The sequence below is a fragment of the Flavobacterium amylolyticum genome (genome assembly GCF_048284335.1).
In the GTDB taxonomy this organism is placed as follows: domain Bacteria; phylum Bacteroidota; class Bacteroidia; order Flavobacteriales; family Flavobacteriaceae; genus Flavobacterium.
The window spans coordinates 108739-126949 of record NZ_JBLVPG010000003.1; the positions used below are offsets into that span (position 1 = coordinate 108739).

Consider the following 18211-nt stretch of genomic DNA (forward strand, 5'->3'; position numbering starts at 1 on the left):
TTGGGATGTTATCTACAAAATGAAATCTAAAATCTATGCAAGAAGCGGTAGCTATTCTTCAAAAATATTGGCAACACGATAAATTCAGATCGCTACAAAACGAAATTATCAACTCCGTTTTAAGTGACCAAGATACCTTTGTGTTAATGCCAACGGGTGGAGGAAAATCAGTATGTTTCCAGATTCCGGCCATGATGAAAGAAGGGATTTGCCTCGTTATCTCCCCTTTGGTAGCGTTAATGAAAGACCAAGTCGCTAATTTGCAAAAGCGAAATATCAAAGCCATTGCCTTAACGGGAGGTATCAGATCCGAAGAAATGATTGATTTACTGGACAATTGCCAGTTCGGAAATTATAAATTCCTTTATTTATCACCAGAACGACTCCAATCCGATTGGATTTTAGAGCGAATAAAAAATCTCCCTATTAATTTAATCACAATTGATGAAGCGCATTGTGTGTCCCAATGGGGGCATGATTTTCGTCCCGCTTATTTGAAAATTTCAGAATTAAAGAAACATTTTCCAAAAGTACCTTTCTTAGCGTTAACAGCTACGGCAACTCCAAGAGTCAGAAAGGATATTATCAGTGAATTAGGATTGCATAAACCACAGGTTTTCGAAAAATCATTTGCAAGAGAAAATATTGCGTACATGGTTTTTGAAGTCGAGGATAAACTTTTCCGAATAGAACAGATTTTGAAGAAAAACCCGCAACCCTCCATAATTTATGTACGCAACAGAAAATCGTGTGTAGATATATCTTCCCAACTGAATTCGTTGGGATACAAAGCAACCTATTATCACGGCGGACTTTCATCAAAAGAAAAAGATAAAAACATGGAATCCTGGATGAAGGAGAACGTACAAGTTATTGTGGCAACTAATGCTTTTGGAATGGGAATTGACAAAGCCAATGTAAAAACGGTAATCCATATTCAACTCCCCGAAAACATGGAGAACTATTATCAAGAAGCCGGACGTGCCGGAAGAAATGGAGAAAGAGCCTTTGCAATAGTACTTACAAGCCCTTCCGACAGGATTCAGGTAGAAAACCAATTTATAAATATCCTTCCTGACAAAAAATTTCTAAATGTAATGTATATCAAGTTATGCAATTATTTTCAAATTGCCTACGGAGAAGGTATCAACGAAGAGTTTACATTCAATTTGCACCGTTTTTGTTCAAAATATGAATTCCCCACTTTAAAAACCTACAATGCCATGCAGTTTTTGGATCGGCAAGGAATTATTAATCTTTCCCAAGAATTTTCAGAAAAAATCACCTTACAATTTCTTATACCTTCCAAAGAAGTACTCCGGTATATGAGTTTAAATCCGAATGATGAGGAAATTATTTTAGCCATATTACGCACGTATCCGGGAATTTATGAAATGCAAACTGCTTTCAACGTACAATTGATTGCTAAAAAATCAAATCACAAGGAAACCGAAATACAGACTGTTTTACATAAATTAAAAGAAAAAAAAATTATAGAATACCATTCTAAAAATAATGACGCCACTTTATTATTCAATGAAGTACGAGAAGATGAAAGAACCATTAATCGGGTTTCAAAACATTTAGAAAATCAAAATCAATTAAAAATAGCGCAATTACAATCCGTTATTCATTACATCAATTCTAAAAAGGTTTGCAAAAATAAATTGATTTTAAATTATTTTGGAGAAAAAACGACTGTTGACTGTTGTATTTGTTCGTTTTGCATTACCAATAAAATTAAGAATAAAGACATCGCCCTACTTGCGGAAGAAATAATTGCTTTATTGCAAACCGAAGATTTAAGCTCAAGAGACATTCAAACCAAAACTAAAAATAGTCAGGACAATGTTATCTTTGTACTTCAAGATTTATTAGAAAACAATACAATTTTGGTACAACCAAATAATAAATATACTTTAAAATCATAATGGAAAAATTACGAATTGTTTTTATGGGAACTCCAGAATTTGCTGTAGGAATTTTAAATACTATAATCCAGAACAACTATGAAGTTGTAGGCGTTATTACCGCTGCAGACAAACCTGCAGGTCGTGGACAAAAATTAAAATACTCAGCAGTAAAAGAATATGCACTAACTAATAATCTTACTTTATTACAGCCTTTAAATTTAAAAGACGAGACTTTTTTATCAGAATTAAAATCTTTGAATGCTACTTTACAAATTGTTGTTGCTTTTAGAATGCTACCAAAAGTAGTTTGGGAAATGCCATCCTTAGGCACTTTTAATCTTCATGCATCTTTACTGCCAAACTATCGTGGTGCGGCACCTATAAATTGGGCCATCATAAACGGTGAAACAAAAACAGGAGTAACTACTTTTTTTTTAGATGATAAAATTGACACCGGCGCCATGATTTTAAGTTCCGAAATTCCAATTGATAAAACCGAAAATGCAGGACACTTGCACGATCGCTTAATGGAATTGGGAAGTAAGACCGTTATTGACACTTTGGAGAAGATCGAAAAAGGAAACGTAACAACAACTATTCAAGAAGATGATGCTGATATTAAAACGGCCTACAAGCTAAATAAAGAGAATTGCAAAATAGATTGGACAAAATCAGCTTTGACAATAAACAATTTGATACGAGGCTTAAGTCCTTACCCTGCTGCTTGGTGCTTTTTTGCAGACAAAAACGAAGAATGGAATGTGAAAATATATGAATCCAAGACCCTTTCTGAAGAGCATAATTACACAATCGGCAGTTTGATTTGTACCAAAAAAGAAATGAAGATTGCTGTAAAAAATGGATTTATTCAAATACTCCAATTACAGTTTCCCGGCAAAAAGAAAATGAGCACGCCTGAATTACTGAATGGAATTACTTTTTCAAATGAGGCAAAAGCCTATTAACACCAACAAAAACGGGTATTTATAAACTTTAATCAGATATTACTATTGATTTATCAACAAAAAAAATAAGTTATTAACAAATCAAGCTAAATTAACATAAAACGCTTGCAAGGAACGTATTTCCTACTAAATTTGTGTATTAACAATTTATTTTAACCACAATTAATAACTATTTATTATGAACAAATCAGAATTAATCGATGCTATCGCTGCTGATGCAGGAATTACAAAAGCTGCTGCAAAATTAGCTTTAGAGTCATTTTTAGGAAACGTAGGAGGTACTTTGAAAAAAGGTGGAAGAGTATCTTTAGTAGGTTTCGGATCATGGTCTGTTTCTGCTAGAGCAGCTAGAGACGGTAGAAATCCTCAAACTGGGAAGACTATACAAATCGCTGCTAAGAATGTAGTAAAATTTAAAGCAGGTGCAGAATTAGAAGGAGCGGTAAACTAATTTTAGTCCCCCTTATATAATCAAAACCTTCCAACTGGAAGGTTTTTTTATGTGTTTCAACGATTTTATTTGGGACTATTATAATAAAAAACTTAAATTTATTAAAAATTCTAATCCGATGATAACAGATAAATTAAAAAAAGGATATTTGCTTATTGCAGAGCCTACGATAATTGGGGATTTATCATTCAATAGATCGGTAATTTTACTAGCTGACTATACCGAAGAGGGATCCGTTGGTTTTATAATTAATAAACCTTTGAAATATACCATTCACGATTTGATACCTGATATTGATGCGCGGTTTAAAATCTATAATGGAGGGCCAGTAGAACAAGACAATCTATATTTTATTCACAATATTCCAGAACTGATTCCCAATAGTATTGAGATATCGAATGGAATTTATTGGGGTGGTGATTTTGAATCTACTAAAGAACTCATTAATAAAGGAGAGATAAGCAAAGACAACATTCGATTCTTTTTGGGATACACTGGCTGGCATGAAAATCAACTAGAAAGCGAAATGAAAAGCCACTCTTGGATTATTACTGCAAATAGCTATGAGAATAAAATAATAGGAAAATCAGCAACTCATTTTTGGAAAGAACAAATTATGGAATTAGGTGGCGAATACTTGATTTGGTCAAATGCACCAGAAAATCCATACTTGAACTAAGCAATCTTTATCATTTCATTGAGCTTCTCTAACAGTTGTAAGGATATGTTCGTTGCGAATGTTTTTTTGCGATATTGAGTGATTGGCTGAATTCCTTTAATAACATTTGTTACAAATAATTCATCTGCTTTTTGAAGTTCAAAAGGAGAGATTACTTCCTCAGCAACTTCTAAATTTTCTATGTTTTTAGCAAGATTTAAAATCTGTTTCCTCATAACCCCATTAAGACATCCTTCAGAAACTGGCGGTGTAATCAATTTATTTCCCAAAACCAGAAAGATATTTCCTTGCAATGCTTCAACCACATTCTTACTGTCATTTAACAATAAACAATTGTCTAAGCTGTTTTCACTTGCAAAAATACTTCCTGTTATATTAATGATTTTATTAGTCGTTTTGATGGAGGAAAGCAATTGTTTAGTAATATAAAAATCTTTATATAAATCTACTTCATACTCCTTTTTTTCGATGGAATAAAAGGAGTTTTCAAGCGCTACAGCATGAATCAAAAAAGATACCGTATTTTTTTGTGGTAAATAATAACCTCCATCATTCCTATACACTGTAATTCTGGCTCGAGAGGAATTAGATATTCCCTTTTTTGTTACTAAAGAAAGTATTTGTTCCTCCAGGTATTCCATTGTGAAATTCATGGGTATTTCCATTCTTACCACGCGCATGGAAGACATTAATCTAAAATAATGATCTTCCAGAAAAAGAATTTTATCGTTTATTATTTTAACTGTTTCAAAAACTCCATCACCAAACAAAAAAGCACGGTTTTGTGACAATATATTGCCATCCTCAGACACAATAGTCCCATTAAAATTAATCATAAAAAAGCCCTAAATTTTATTCAGGGCAAATATAAGTTATAAAATATGATTTTCTACACAGAACCTATAAGATGTTTCAGATCCGAAATTTGATTTTCCCACAATAGTGTGGCTTCATCCACCTCGTCTTTATCTGCAAAATCGACTACCATTAAAGAGACATCTTTGGTAAGCTCATCGACTAAAATATGCAATTCAAAAAAGTACTCCGTATCTTTATTATTTCCATCTACCCATTTAAATTTTACTTTTTCTCCTGTTTTCTTAGAAGCTAATCTAGCTTTTTCTTCGGAGTCATTCCAAATAAAAGTAAAAAATTCACCTCTTGAATTTACATTGTCAGCAAACCACTCAGATAAACCTGATGGAGTCGATATATATTGATACAACAATTGAGGCGATGAATTGATAGGGAATTCGATTTCGTAACGTACTTTTTGATCCATGAGCTACATTTAATTTTTCGGAAATATATAGAATATAACTACAAAAAAAAAGCGTTTTTAAAAATATTTTTTTTTATTAAAAATATACTTGTAAGCTGTAATATTATTTTTATATTTGCACCCGCATTCAGGGATAGTTAAAGATTCCTATTTATGGCGAGATAGCTCAGTCGGTTAGAGCGCAGGATTCATAACCCTGAGGTCCCGAGTTCAAATCTCGGTCTCGCTACCAAAGCAAAAACCCTAACATCAATATGTTAGGGTTTTTTTATGTTTAAAATTCGACCAATTATTCAGACTTCAACCCTAGTAGTGACCAAAAGGAATGCCTTATTAAGTTCCAAAGATTGAAATTTTTAGTGCCTCTTTCTAAATTTGATATAATACAACTAATAGATACTAGTGATCGCAGTTATGCATTTATAACAAAAACATGCTGTTTTCATTATTAAACAAGGAGAAAATCGCATTTTCATTCCTTTAGTTTTTAATCAAAAAATTAAAAATCAAATCTATTATAACGCAAACATTATCCTCGTCTTACCTAAATTAAAAAAATACATTTTATCAGAATATTTATTAAAATTCCCCACTATCCAATTTCAGGCTTTTTTAGTTTTTAGCAAAAAAAGTGTTGAATTTAAAATTCAACCAAAGAATCCTTTCGAACTAATTTTTTAGGACTATCTCTTGTAAAGATTACACCTTTTATAAGAAAAAAGCACTAAATACATATTCTTTTTAATAAAAAACAGGTATATATGACTGACCATTACATCTCCTATATTAATCCCAAAAAAAGTTATCTGTATTACTAGTAAATAGTTCCACTTATTAAAAATACAAAAAACCACTTTTACAATGGTATAAAATAATTTAAATCTAACGTATTTAATCCATCCAATTATAGCAATAACTATTAATACATATTCATCATAATTTAATTTAGCACAACTGATTCCTATAAATAATTATTTAAAAAAATTAAAATAAAACTTACATTATTTAAAAATATATGTATTTTATCTATTTTATATGCACTTAAGCTGATAAATCAAAATAATAAACATATATTTAAACTACGAAAAATATTTTTTTGACATGCTTTCGTACTTTAAAAGACAAATCCCAACCATAATTATATACAGTGAATAAATTATGAAGAAAACTACTCTCCTAATTAAAAAGCTATGTAGCACATTGTTTTTCATATTCATCCCTTTTTTAGGATTTTCACAATCACAAACATTTACAACACCTGGAACAACAACTTTTACTGTTCCTGCAGGAATAACAACCTTACAAGTAGAAACTTGGGGCGGTGGAGGAAAAGGAGGAAGTAGATCAACTACAGGTACTAGCGGCGGCGGCGGTGGCGGTGCGTATGTAAAAAAAACGATAACCGTAGTAGCTGGATCTACTTACAATTTACAAGTTGGTTCAGGAAGTGCCGCACAAACAACTCCAATAAGTAGTGATTCTTGGTTTTTAAATACAACTACCATTATAGCGAAAGGAGGAAATAGTGTGGCTGATAATATTAGTAATGGAGTTAATGGTGGTGGAACAGGATCAATAGGTACACTTTTAGTAGGAGGAAAAGGAGCTGATGGCGTTACCGGCAAATCTGGTGGCGGTGGTGGTTCCTCTGCAGGTATTTTTCTTGCTGGCAACAACGCTACAAACGCATCTGGTGCGATTGCTCCAAATGGTGGCGGAAAAGGTGGAGATGCTAAATCAGTATCTAGCGGTATAGGAAGTGTGGGACTTTCACCCGGAGGTGGAGGTGGAGGTGCTTACCGCACCTCAGATGGAACTTCAAGTGGTGGAAATGGTTCCAATGGCCAATTAAAAATTACCTGGGGTCCTCAGGAAATTAATTTACTAGGAAACAATACCTCAATTTTGAATGGAAGTACAATTCCTTCCATTTTGGACGATACTTATTTTGGATCAGTAGATACTAATGCAGGAACAATCTATAAAACATATACCATTCAAAATATTGGATCCAGTAATTTAATTATAAATTCAGTTTCTGTAACAGGTAGCGATTTTACAATTACTACAGCTCCAAGTTTTCCAGCAACAATCGTTGGCATAAGTAGCCTAAACTTTATAGTTACATTCAATCCTTCGACAATTGGTACAAAAACAGCTGTTATCTCTATTTCAAATACTGATTCTAATGAGAATCCGTATACGTTTACCATTCAAGGGGGGGGAATCGAAACGTTTTTTGATAGTGATGGAGATGGTATTTTAGATAATGTAGATATAGATGATGATAATGACGGGATTAAAGATGATACTGAAGAACTAAATTGCAAATCTATAAGTGCTAATAAAGTCAATTATAAATTTCTAAACGAAACCTTTGGCACAGGAGGTAGAACGTCAAACTTTACTGCTGCCTATAATGCAACAACTACCTATTGTTATGAAGATGGAATTGTGGGTACTAATACTGCTGAATGTCCTTCACAATCCTCAAAAATATTGGATGATGGGGAATATTGTGTTGTTAGTAAGATAACTGGAACAACAGCAAGCGATCCTGATAACATTCATGGTGATTTAGCATGGTACAATGGAGAAGATCATACTACCGGAGATACTAACGGAAGAATGGCAGTTTTTAATGCCAGCTTTACACCAGGTGTATTCTATGAAACCACTATAACAGGCGTTTTATCAAACTTGCCAATAACGTATAGTTTTTGGGTATTAAATATACTGGCGCCATCCACTTTTCCCAACACTATTTTACCCAATGTCACAGTTGAATTTTATGATTTATCAAACAATTTTCTGACCTCTTTCAACACAGGAGATATAGGTAGATGTTCAGGAAGTATTACTGACAATAGTTGCAGTCAAGGAGTATGGAAACAATTCTCTACTAGTGTTAATTTAGGAAATGTAAATGCTTTTACCATTCGTTTCAAAAATAATGCGCCAGGTGGCAGTGGTAATGACCTTGCGCTAGATGACATTCTAATTTCACAAACTCTGTGTGATTTAGACTATGATGGCGTTGCTGATTTATTTGATTTAGATGCTGATAATGATGGTATTGAAGATGTTATTGAAGTAGGTTTAGGAAATTTGAGTAATGGCAAAGGCAAAATAGATGTGGCTTGGGTTGATGCCAACGGTAATGGACTACATGATAATGCCGAATCAAATGCTGCTTTAACTGCTCTTGATTCTGATGGTGATGGAACTCCCAATTATTTGGATTTAGACAGTGATAATGATAGCATTTTTGATGTAGATGAATCGGGAGCAGGAAATTCAAATGCTATTACAGGTTTTGTCAACGGGGATGGGGATATAAATGGGGATGGAACCGGAAATGGATTAGATACGGAAACTTTTAGAATTAAAGATACCGATGGGAATGGAAGTAATGAACTCTTTGGTGATGGAATATTAGACATTTTTGATTTTGGCACAGGAGTCAATCAATACGGAAATTTAGGTCAGGGAAGTACAATTGCTCCTTTCTTAAATTATATTTTGGACACCGATAATGATGGAATTCCTAATTATATTGATGTAAAATCCAACGATCTGACATTTGATATCGCCAATACTCTATTAATTTATGATTATAAAACTTTAGATACTAATAACGATGGTATTATTGACGGGACAACTGATATCGATAAAGATGGAATTTTAGATGCTTTTGATACTAATACTGCTTATTTTGGCTCTCCAAGGGATTTACACACCAAATTACTTCTTGATTTTGACGGCCGAAATGATTATGGCCAAAGCACTTCAATTCTGGGTGGTTTGACCAATGCTTCCTTAATGGCATGGATCAATTTGAATGCTGCTTTTTCAACAGAAGGAGTTATTGTGGGCCAGGATAAATTTCAAATCCGCGTCACCGCTGCTAAAAAACTGGAAGCGGTTGTAAATGGTGCTACTGTAACTTTTGCTACAGCGCTCAATACTTCCCAATGGTATAATGTAGGTACTGTGTATGATGGCTCTAATTTGAAACTGTATTTAAACGGAACTTTAGTGGCCACACAAGCAACAAGCGGAACCATCGCATCAGATCCTTCAGTTCTAACTTTAGGAAAAAATCCAGTTGCAAATACTAAATATTTTAAAGGCAAAATAGATGAAATACGTGTTTTTAATGTTGCCCTAACTGATTCTCAGTTGCAAAGAATGGTTTATCAGGAAATTCAGGATACTGGATCAGAAGTTGGAGGCACAATAGTTCCTAAAAACATTGCGACATCTCCTGCTTCCTTGCCTTTTGCCAATCTGCTTCGTTATTACAGAATGGACAACTATAAAGATGATATCATTGATGATTTGACGACTCCTACAATTGATGTCAGCGGAACAAAAATCTACAATCATAAAAACATTTATCTTCAACAAGCTCCATTGCCTTTTTTAACGGAACGAACTGGTAGTTTTGCAACAGCAGTCAATAGCCCTTCAAAAGAAATCCGAGGAAATGACACCATGGAGAATGACTGGTCTATTGTAAAGGTGCAACATGATATTACCGAAACGGCCAATAACATTGATTTGGGCATGGTGGTAGATTCCGGGAAAAAAATCGTAATGAATAACAATACCAAATTACAAAATGACTGGTATCTAAAATTAGATGGTATTATAGATCTAACAGGAATGGCGCAATTAGTGCAAACTACTGAAAGTGATTTAGATGTAACCAGTGCGGGTTATATAGAAAGAGATCAACAAGGGCAATCCAACTTGTACAATTACAATTATTGGAGTGCACCGGTAAGTCCTATCAATACTGTAGCCAATAACACTAATTATACCGTAAATGGGGTATTTAGAGATGGGACTAATCCTGCAACCCCAGCAAGTATAACTTGGGTTAGTGGATACAACGGTGCACCAACAAGTCCCGTGAGCATGGCGCGCTATTGGCTTTATAAATTTGATAATAATGCCAGCGCTTACGCAAATTGGATTCAAATAAATGAAACAAGTGCATTACGGGTAGGTCAAGGGTTTACCTTAAAAGGAAGCGGAGCGCTCTCTGGAACTCAAAATTACACCTTCATAGGGAAACCAAATAATGGAACTATACTCACTAATACGGTAAGCGCTGATCAATTATTACTCACCGGAAATCCATATCCATCAGCAATAGATGCATATGCTTTTATAAATGATAACCTTAACTCCGTTGATAGAATTCAGGATAATGGTCTAGACGGGACCATCTATTTCTGGGAGCATTCCTCAAACAACAATTCACATGTTTTAAAAGAATATTTGGGAGGGTATGCTGTGCTTAATTTATCTGGTGGATTACCGCCTGTTGTCCCTGGAATGATTAGTGGTGTAGGATTAAGCAATAAAATTCCAAAGCAACATATTCCAGTAGGACAGGGTTTCTTTGTGTATGGAAAAACAGGTGGTGGCGGAACAGTTATTTTTAAAAATAGTCAACGTGCATTTCAGAGAGAAACTGATGCAACATCAAATACTCTTTTCAAAATTAAACCTAAAGGCAAAGACAAAAACACATGGAATACTAATAACAGTGATCTCGTACAAAAAGACACCTTAAAAAGAATTCGTTTGGGCTTCAATTCTAGCACTAATTTCCATCGACAAGTTTTGTTGGCATTTATGCAAGAAAAGGCCACCAGCGCAGTTGATTACGGCTATGACGGTTTTATTCTGGATAATTACCCAAATGATATGTATTTCTTAAACGGATCTGATCAGTTGGTAATACAAGGCGAAGGATATTTTGATCTGGAATCCTCCTACCCTATTGGCATAAAAACAGATCGTGAAGGACTAGTGAAATTTTTAATTGACGATTTAGAAAATTTTGAATCCAATCAACCCATTTTTATATATGATGACGAAACTAAAATATATCATAATATCAGGAATCAAATTTTTGAAATTAATATTCCAAAAGGAGAGTTTCATACCCGTTTTTCATTGCGTTTCAAAGATAAAACACTAGGAGTAAGTGAAAAAATCAATAGTGGTAACGACATTATAATTCTGCATTCGCAAAATAGGGATGCGCTAATGATTAACAACAAAATAGTAGATACGACACTTCAGGAAATTACTTTATTCAATATTCTTGGACAAGCTGTAGCCAGTTGGGATTTAAAAAATCAAGACCAACAGGACATTCAACTTCCCCTCAAAAAAATGAGTTCTGGAGTATATATAGTAAAACTAAAAACCTCGACTGGAGTTCTCAGCAAAAAAATAATTATTAAATAATCCTTTATTCCTAAAAATAATTAAATACAATTAAATAGTGCTATAAATAATGAAATGGAGTGAAAATATTATTTATATTTGAATGATATCACAATTAAAAAGAAACCAATATTAAAATTTATAAAATGAGAAGAATACTAACATTTGTAGCATTTGCATTCCTTAGCGTAAATCTTAGTGCCCAAGAAGTGAAAACTGTCGCTAAAGAAAAAACAACAAAAGAAGTTTGTTGTGCCAAAAAAGACTCCAATTCAAAAGGAATGAGTGCAGCAGAACTTGAAAAATGCAAAGCAAAATACAAGGGTGAAGGAAAAAAATGTGACGCCACTATGGCTAAAGCAAGTGGGAAAAAATGTTAATTTAAACCATTTTTATTTAAATATATACCACAAAACGTCTCTAAATTTAGAGGCGTTTTCTATTTGTACCTATATTAGATAGAAAATATAGGGTACTTTTATTTGACCCTCACACTCCATTCAAAGTCCATTTCGGAAACTTGTATTCCTTTTTCATCTATCCCTATTGATTTCATCCAAAATGTTTGTCCTGCGCCAGTGGTAATGGTTTCGTGAATTGCCTTTTCTATTAAATGGCCGTCATTACAGGTAAACGTAATTATGCCAGTCGCTTTTTTAGTAAAATTTCCTTTATTGTTCGCCACCAACATAGAGATTTTTCTTCCACTACTTTGAATTTGAAACATTACCAAGGCTCCTGTAGAAAGCTCTGCTGCCATTGCTTGAACAGCAAAGTACATAGAATTAAATGGATTTTGGTTGATCCAACGGTGTTTTACAGCTACCACACATTTGTTTTCATCTATGGTTTTAACACGTACACCACAGATAAATGCCGAAGGTAATTTGAAAAATAAAAATTTGTTAAGCTTAGATACGGTAAGTTTCATAAGTAGCTGATTTTTAAAGGAAAATAGCGGCGTTATCCTTCATTATTATTGGGATTTTAAAACCTTGTTGGTTCATTAACCTTAGGTTTTTTGCTAAAATACAAAAAAATAGTATGCATACATATAAAATTAATTTGTTAATATTGTGTTAATATTTGGTACTATGCGTAACAAGATACTGTCTTTTAGATATATATTTGCATAAGAAATTACTATATACTTTTAATCATGGAAACAACTACTGAAAAAAACATCGCTACTTTTACCCATTTGAGTACATTAACTCAATATTTTATCCCTTTTGGAAATTATATTTTTCCAATAATTCTTTGGACTTCTAAAAAAGAAGAATCAGAATTTGTGGATCACCACGGAAAACAAGTACTGAATTTTCAATTAAGTTTATTACTGTACTCTCTAATATTACTAATGATTGCAATTCCTTCCTTTATCATTTCTGTGTTTAAAAACATTCCCTTTGAGACACTCGTAAATGATCATGAATTCACATTTTCAAATTTTAATTTTGGGGACAATATTGGAGTATTAACCGTTGGAATAATTAGTGTGTTAATTTTTGGGCTTTTGAAAGTGGCTGAATTCTTTTTGATTATTTATGCTTCTATCAAAACATCAAACGGAGAAAAATACACGTATCCGATTACGATTCCTTTTATAAAATAACAACAGCAATACTACATTAGAGACAACAACAGTACTAAATAGAGCGACCCCAATAGCCCTGATTACAATAGAAATCCTTTTTTATTTTTTCTTTAAAAATAAAAAGATTGAAATGGAAAGCAGGAATAAGCTCCAAAAAAAATGCCTAGTAGAGAGCGATTGTATTCTTGCTCAAAAAGGATTCATCAACAATCATCATCAATCAAAAAATGAACAGTTTAATCAACACAAAATCAAAAAAAAGAAATTATGAACATTGAAAACACAAAAGCCCAGATGCGTAAAGGTGTTCTCGAGTTTTGCATCTTATCCGTTTTAAAAGAAAAAGATGCCTATACATCGGAAATATTAGACACATTGAAAAACGCAAAATTATTAGTTGTAGAAGGAACCATTTATCCACTGCTAACGCGCTTAAAAAATGATGGATTACTCAACTACCGTTGGGAAGAATCAACTTCAGGACCACCAAGAAAATATTACGGCCTGACAGAAATTGGACAAACTTTTTTAAATGAATTAAATGGTACTTGGACAGAATTGTCGGATGCCGTAAACCTAATAACCAACCAAAAACAATAGTCATGAACAAAACTGTAAATATAAACCTAGGCGGAATGTTCTTTCACATAGATGAGGATGCATACCAAAAATTGACACGCTATTTTGACGCTATAAAACGTTCTTTATCCAATTCATCTGGACATGATGAGATCATAAAAGATATCGAAATGCGTGTTTCAGAATTGTTGAACGAAAAGCAAAAAACGGATAAATATGTTATTGGTTTGAAAGATGTAGATGAAGTGATTGCAGTAATGGGACAACCAGAAGATTACATCATTGAAGATGAGTTCAAAGGAACAAATACCTACAGCAGCAACACAACCAGAAGAACAAAAAAATTATACCGTGATAAAGAAAAAGGAATGATTGGTGGTGTTTCATCAGGCTTGGGTCATTACTTTGGGATTGATGCCGTATGGATCAGAATTGTACTTATTTTATTAGTTTTTGCTGGATTTGGAACAGGAATAGTAGCCTATATCATTCTTTGGATTGTAACTCCAGAAGCCATAACGACTACTGAGAAATTAGAAATGACCGGAGAACCGGTTACGATCTCCAATATTGAAAAAAAAGTACGGGAGGAATTTGAAAATGTTTCGGATAAGATAAAAAATGCCGATTATGATAAATATGGTGCCCAAATAAAAACAGGTGCAGGAAAAATCGGAAGTTCTTTTGGAGACTTTATCATGACAATTTTCAAGATTTTTGCAAAGTTCTTAGGAGTACTTTTAATACTTGGGGGAGTAACTGTACTATTTTTCCTTTTAATTGGAATTTTCACCCTAGGTTCAGGTGCTTTTATTGATTTTCCATGGCAAGGTTTTATAGAAGCAGGGAATTTTACAGATTATCCAATATGGGCTTTTGGACTTTTAATGTTCTTTGCCGTTGGCATCCCATTCTTTTTTCTAGCATTATTAGGTTTTAAACTTTTAGCTCCTAATATGAAATCTATTGGAAATATTGCAAAATATACACTTTTTGCACTTTGGCTAATTGCCGTTTCATTAGCAATTGCAATAGGAATAAAACAAGCCAGTGCATTTGCTGTAGATGGAAGAGTGGTTAAAAAAGAAACTATTAGTTTGAATCCAAATGACACTCTTTTTATCAAATTTAAACACAATGATTATTTTGCTAAAAATGTTGAAGATCGTAATGATTTTATGGTAACTCAGGATTCTACTGGAAATGATGTTATTTATTCCAATCAAGTTAGTTTTAGAATAGAAAAGACGGATGAGAAACTACCTTACATTCAAATTGAAAAAGAAGCAAAAGGAAAATCGTTATCTGAAGCCAAACGAAGAGCAGAACAAATTAAATACAGTTATACAATAAAGGGCAATCAACTAATTTTAGATAATTATTTACTGAGCGATTTAAAAAATAAATATAGAGATCAAGAAATAGAAATAACATTATTTGCACCAGAAGGATTGTTACTAAAAGCTGATTCAAGTGTACAAAACTACGACCGATCAGATGACGAATACTTCAATTTACACTACAGTTCAGATAATTACATTTACAAAGTTGAAGATTCTCAAATAAAATGTTTAAATTGTCCCGCTGATGAAAACGAATATAATGATGTAAATAGCGACACCCTAAACGATAGTACTGATGTAACTGTTACTATTAATAACGATGGAGTCTCTATTCAGAAAGACTCTGTAAAATCAAATGGGAGGAATAAAGGATTAAAAATAAATAAAGACGGGATAATCATTAAAACGAATTAATCATGTTAAAAATCATCACATTAATTACTAAATTTATTCTGGTTGTATTAACCGCTTTGTTGTTAGCATCATGCAACCATTCTATTAATTTAAATTCAATAGAAGGAAGCGGCAATGTAACCACGGAGAGACGCGTTGTTGACGGCGATTTCAAAAGTATAGAAGTCAATAATGCCATAGATCTTGTTATTGAGCAATCAGATAAAACTGAAATAGTGGTTGAAGCTGATGATAATTTACAAAAACACATCAGTACCACAGTTAAAAATGGAACTCTTATAATTTCTTGTGATAAAAATTCGTTTACCAACATGAAATCAAAAAAAGTAACCGTAAAAATGCCTGTTATTCATGAATTAGAAGCTACAAGCGGTTCAACAATTACAAGCAACAATATATTAAAAGGGGAACATATCAAACTAAATACATCGAGTGCTGCCTCGATGGACATTAATATTGAGTCCGATAACATTACCTGTGATAGTAGCAGCGGTAGCAGTATCACTGTCAATGGAAAAGCATTACAGATTAAAACTAGTGCATCAAGCGGAAGTGAAATCAAAGCAGAGTATTTATTGGCCAATGAAGTAACTGCAGATGTTTCTAGTGGAGCTACCATAAATGTTCATCCTATTGTTAGTTTAATTGCAAAGGCATCGAGCGGAGGAAACATTAATTACGATATACAGCCAAAAACAATTCAGAAAAACACTAATTCTGGAGGAAGTATCAATCGAGAATAAGAAACATTTTTTTTGAAATTTAAAAAATCATCCATCATAAGTGGATGATTTTTTTATATTTGTAAAGACTCTAATCCAAATCATTATGAAAAAATATACTTTTATACTCCTATTCTTTTTATCAACCACAGTACTCTTGGCACAGAAAAAAGAAAAAATAAAAGGATCAAAAACAGTCACTGTTGAGCAAAGAGAAATTGGAAATTTTGCGGCATTACTAGTTGAAGACAATATCGAGGTACATTTAGAAAGAGGAGAAAAAGCAGAACTAAAAATTGAAACGGATGAAAACCTGCAAAGTATTGTTTCTTTGGATTTAAGCGATCATATATTGCGCATTTATACCACTAAACAAGCCATCAATTATAAAAAAATGGTAGTAAGGGTAACATACACCAATGATTTAAATCTAATTACTGCAAAAAATGAATCAACTGTTACTGCAATACAGGAACTTTTATTGAATACTATTACAGTTAAAGCCCATGATACTTCTCAATTATTTTTGAATGTAAATACGACGAATTTCTTACTACAAGCTGACGAAAAATCGAAAATAGAACTCAATCTAAAATCCGAAAACACCACTATCGAGTTAAGTGAAAATTCATCTCTTAAGGCATTAATAACCACTATTGATTTGAAAGTGGATATGTACCAAAAATCGAATGCTAATCTTGAAGGGAATGCTGCTAATACTATAATTCGGCTGGACAACAATGCCTCATTTATCGGAAGTAAGTTTACCACAAAAAATGCTGATATAACAACCGAAAGTGATACAAAGTGTAGTTTATTTACCGAAACAGCGGTAATTATTGATGCGGGTGAGAGATCTGAAATCCAACTTCTAGGTTCCCCAAAAATAGAAATACGAAAATTTGCCGATGAAGCAAAATTGATTAAAAAATTGAAATAGAAGATCCTCTTCAAATGGAAGTGAGAACCAAAAAATAAAAGTAGACTTCAAATACTCCTACTGAAAAAGTCCTAATTTTCGCAAATTAGGACTTTTATATATTGAAACTTCCAGAATTTGATTATTCTTTAGCCGCTAAATATCGTTCTGCATCAAGTGCAGCCATACAACCAGTTCCCGCAGCAGTAATTGCTTGACGATAGACATGATCCGCTGCATCACCAGCTACGAAAACGCCATCAACATTTGTTTTTGAAGTTCCGGGAGTATTGATGATATATCCTGTTTCATTTAATGTGATGTAGTCTTTGAAAATATCTGTATTGGGTTTGTGACCAATTGCCACAAAGAAACCAGTGGCTTCGATATTAAAAACTTCATTGGTGGTTTTATTTAAAGCTTTTACGCCTGTTACCACTTGTTCATCTCCTAAAACTTCTACGGTATCGTGATTCATTAATATCGTAATATTCTCTGTTTTACGAACGCGTTCCTCCATGATTTTTGAAGCTCTGAATTTTTCACTACGAACCAACATCGTTACTTTCTTACAAAGTTTAGACAGGTAATGTGCCTCTTCACAAGCCGAATCTCCGGCTCCCACGATTACAACTTCTTGATTTCTATAGAAAAAACCATCACAAACGGCACATGCTGAAACGCCACCACCCATTTTTAAATAGTGTTGCTCTGATGGCAATCCTAAATATTTAGCAGTTGCTCCCGTCGAAATAATTACGGTTTCGCAATGCAATTCTTTGGTACCATTAATCCAAACTTTATGTATATCACCTGAAAAATCAACCTTGGTAGCCCAACCATCACGTACATCAGTACCAAAACGTTGTGCTTGCGCTTGCAACCCCACCATCATTTCTGGACCAGTTATCCCTTCAGGATTTCCAGGCCAATTTTCTACTTCATTAGTTGTAGTCAGCTGGCCTCCTGGTTGCATTCCTTGGTATAAAACAGGATTCATATTTGCTCTGGCGGCATAAATTGCTGCAGTATACCCTGCTGGACCAGAACCGATAATAAGACATTTAATTTTTTCGATAGTATCAGACATAGTACGAT

At 33.4% G+C, this 18211-nt stretch carries 15 protein-coding genes and 1 tRNA gene; 12 read left to right on the forward strand and 4 right to left on the reverse strand.

The annotated features are described in order from the left end of the window. Window positions 1–35 precede the first annotated feature (35 nt). The 4 genes from ACNQF9_RS11355 (at window position 36) to ACNQF9_RS11370 (ending at window position 4008) form a co-directional block, all read left to right on the forward strand. Window positions 36–1931 carry a RecQ family ATP-dependent DNA helicase gene (locus ACNQF9_RS11355; protein WP_417990247.1) on the forward strand — a complete coding sequence of 632 codons (1896 nt, stop codon included), beginning with the start codon at window positions 36–38 and terminating at the stop codon, window positions 1929–1931. Beyond that, the gene (gene fmt, locus ACNQF9_RS11360; RefSeq protein ID WP_417990248.1) at window positions 1931–2878 is read left to right on the forward strand and encodes a methionyl-tRNA formyltransferase; all 948 of its coding nucleotides are present in this window, start codon (window positions 1931–1933) and stop codon (window positions 2876–2878) included. Before ACNQF9_RS11355 ends, fmt begins: the two co-directional genes overlap by 1 nt. A 178-nt stretch (window positions 2879–3056) precedes the next feature. After that, window positions 3057–3329 (forward strand): HU family DNA-binding protein, encoded by a 273-nt coding sequence (locus ACNQF9_RS11365; RefSeq protein ID WP_073017033.1) that lies wholly within the window; start codon window positions 3057–3059, stop codon window positions 3327–3329. A 118-nt stretch (window positions 3330–3447) separates the two neighbouring features. Further along, window positions 3448–4008, forward strand: coding sequence for a YqgE/AlgH family protein (locus tag ACNQF9_RS11370; protein WP_417960642.1), 561 nt, complete (start codon window positions 3448–3450; stop codon window positions 4006–4008). Here the strand turns inward: ACNQF9_RS11370 and ACNQF9_RS11375 are convergent. Both ACNQF9_RS11375 and ACNQF9_RS11380 read right to left on the reverse strand, forming a co-directional pair. After that, window positions 4005–4844 carry an aminotransferase class IV gene (locus tag ACNQF9_RS11375; protein WP_417990249.1) on the reverse strand — a complete coding sequence of 280 codons (840 nt, stop codon included), beginning with the start codon at window positions 4842–4844 and terminating at the stop codon, window positions 4005–4007. The two genes, ACNQF9_RS11370 and ACNQF9_RS11375, sit on opposite strands and share 4 nt — an antisense overlap. A gap of 53 nt (window positions 4845–4897) precedes the next feature. Further along, complete coding sequence (locus ACNQF9_RS11380) at window positions 4898–5290, reverse strand: START-like domain-containing protein (RefSeq protein ID WP_417960645.1); 393 nt, start codon at window positions 5288–5290, stop codon at window positions 4898–4900. A 155-nt stretch (window positions 5291–5445) separates the two neighbouring features. On the opposite strand from ACNQF9_RS11380, the gene ACNQF9_RS11385 reads away from it, so the two are divergent. The 3 genes from ACNQF9_RS11385 to ACNQF9_RS11395 all read left to right on the forward strand — a co-directional run bounded on the left by ACNQF9_RS11385 (window position 5446) and on the right by ACNQF9_RS11395 (window position 11919). Further along, window positions 5446–5522 (forward strand) — tRNA-Met (locus ACNQF9_RS11385). 968 nt (window positions 5523–6490) lie between these two features. After that, a complete protein-coding gene (locus ACNQF9_RS11390; RefSeq protein ID WP_417990250.1) occupies window positions 6491–11560 on the forward strand; it encodes a LamG-like jellyroll fold domain-containing protein in 5070 nt (1689 codons plus the stop codon). A gap of 125 nt (window positions 11561–11685) precedes the next feature. Beyond that, entirely contained in the window at window positions 11686–11919 is a 234-nt protein-coding gene (locus ACNQF9_RS11395; protein ID WP_417960649.1) for a hypothetical protein, read from the forward strand. Window positions 11920–12017: 98 nt separating this feature from the next. Here the strand turns inward: ACNQF9_RS11395 and ACNQF9_RS11400 are convergent, their stop codons facing one another. Continuing rightward, a complete protein-coding gene (locus ACNQF9_RS11400; RefSeq protein ID WP_417960651.1) occupies window positions 12018–12470 on the reverse strand; it encodes a DUF4442 domain-containing protein in 453 nt (150 codons plus the stop codon). 228 nt (window positions 12471–12698) lie between these two features. On the opposite strand from ACNQF9_RS11400, the gene ACNQF9_RS11405 reads away from it, so the two are divergent. The 5 genes from ACNQF9_RS11405 to ACNQF9_RS11425 all read left to right on the forward strand — a co-directional run bounded on the left by ACNQF9_RS11405 (window position 12699) and on the right by ACNQF9_RS11425 (window position 17134). Next, the gene (locus tag ACNQF9_RS11405; RefSeq protein WP_417960653.1) at window positions 12699–13154 is read left to right on the forward strand and encodes a DUF4870 domain-containing protein; all 456 of its coding nucleotides are present in this window, start codon (window positions 12699–12701) and stop codon (window positions 13152–13154) included. Window positions 13155–13403: 249 nt separating this feature from the next. After that, window positions 13404–13736, forward strand: coding sequence for a PadR family transcriptional regulator (locus ACNQF9_RS11410; protein ID WP_091205948.1), 333 nt, complete (start codon window positions 13404–13406; stop codon window positions 13734–13736). Between the two features lie 2 nt (window positions 13737–13738). Then, window positions 13739–15472 carry a PspC domain-containing protein gene (locus tag ACNQF9_RS11415; protein ID WP_417960655.1) on the forward strand — a complete coding sequence of 578 codons (1734 nt, stop codon included), beginning with the start codon at window positions 13739–13741 and terminating at the stop codon, window positions 15470–15472. Window positions 15473–15474: 2 nt separating this feature from the next. Beyond that, a complete protein-coding gene (locus tag ACNQF9_RS11420; protein WP_417990251.1) occupies window positions 15475–16215 on the forward strand; it encodes a head GIN domain-containing protein in 741 nt (246 codons plus the stop codon). 85 nt (window positions 16216–16300) lie between these two features. Continuing rightward, entirely contained in the window at window positions 16301–17134 is an 834-nt protein-coding gene (locus tag ACNQF9_RS11425) for a GIN domain-containing protein (RefSeq protein ID WP_417960659.1), read from the forward strand. A 121-nt stretch (window positions 17135–17255) separates the two neighbouring features. Here ACNQF9_RS11425 and trxB read toward each other — a convergent pair whose 3' ends face one another. Then, window positions 17256–18203: a thioredoxin-disulfide reductase gene (trxB, locus tag ACNQF9_RS11430; RefSeq protein ID WP_417960661.1), complete on the reverse strand. Its 948-nt coding sequence runs from the start codon at window positions 18201–18203 to the stop codon at window positions 17256–17258. Between the last annotated feature and the right edge of the window lie 8 nt (window positions 18204–18211).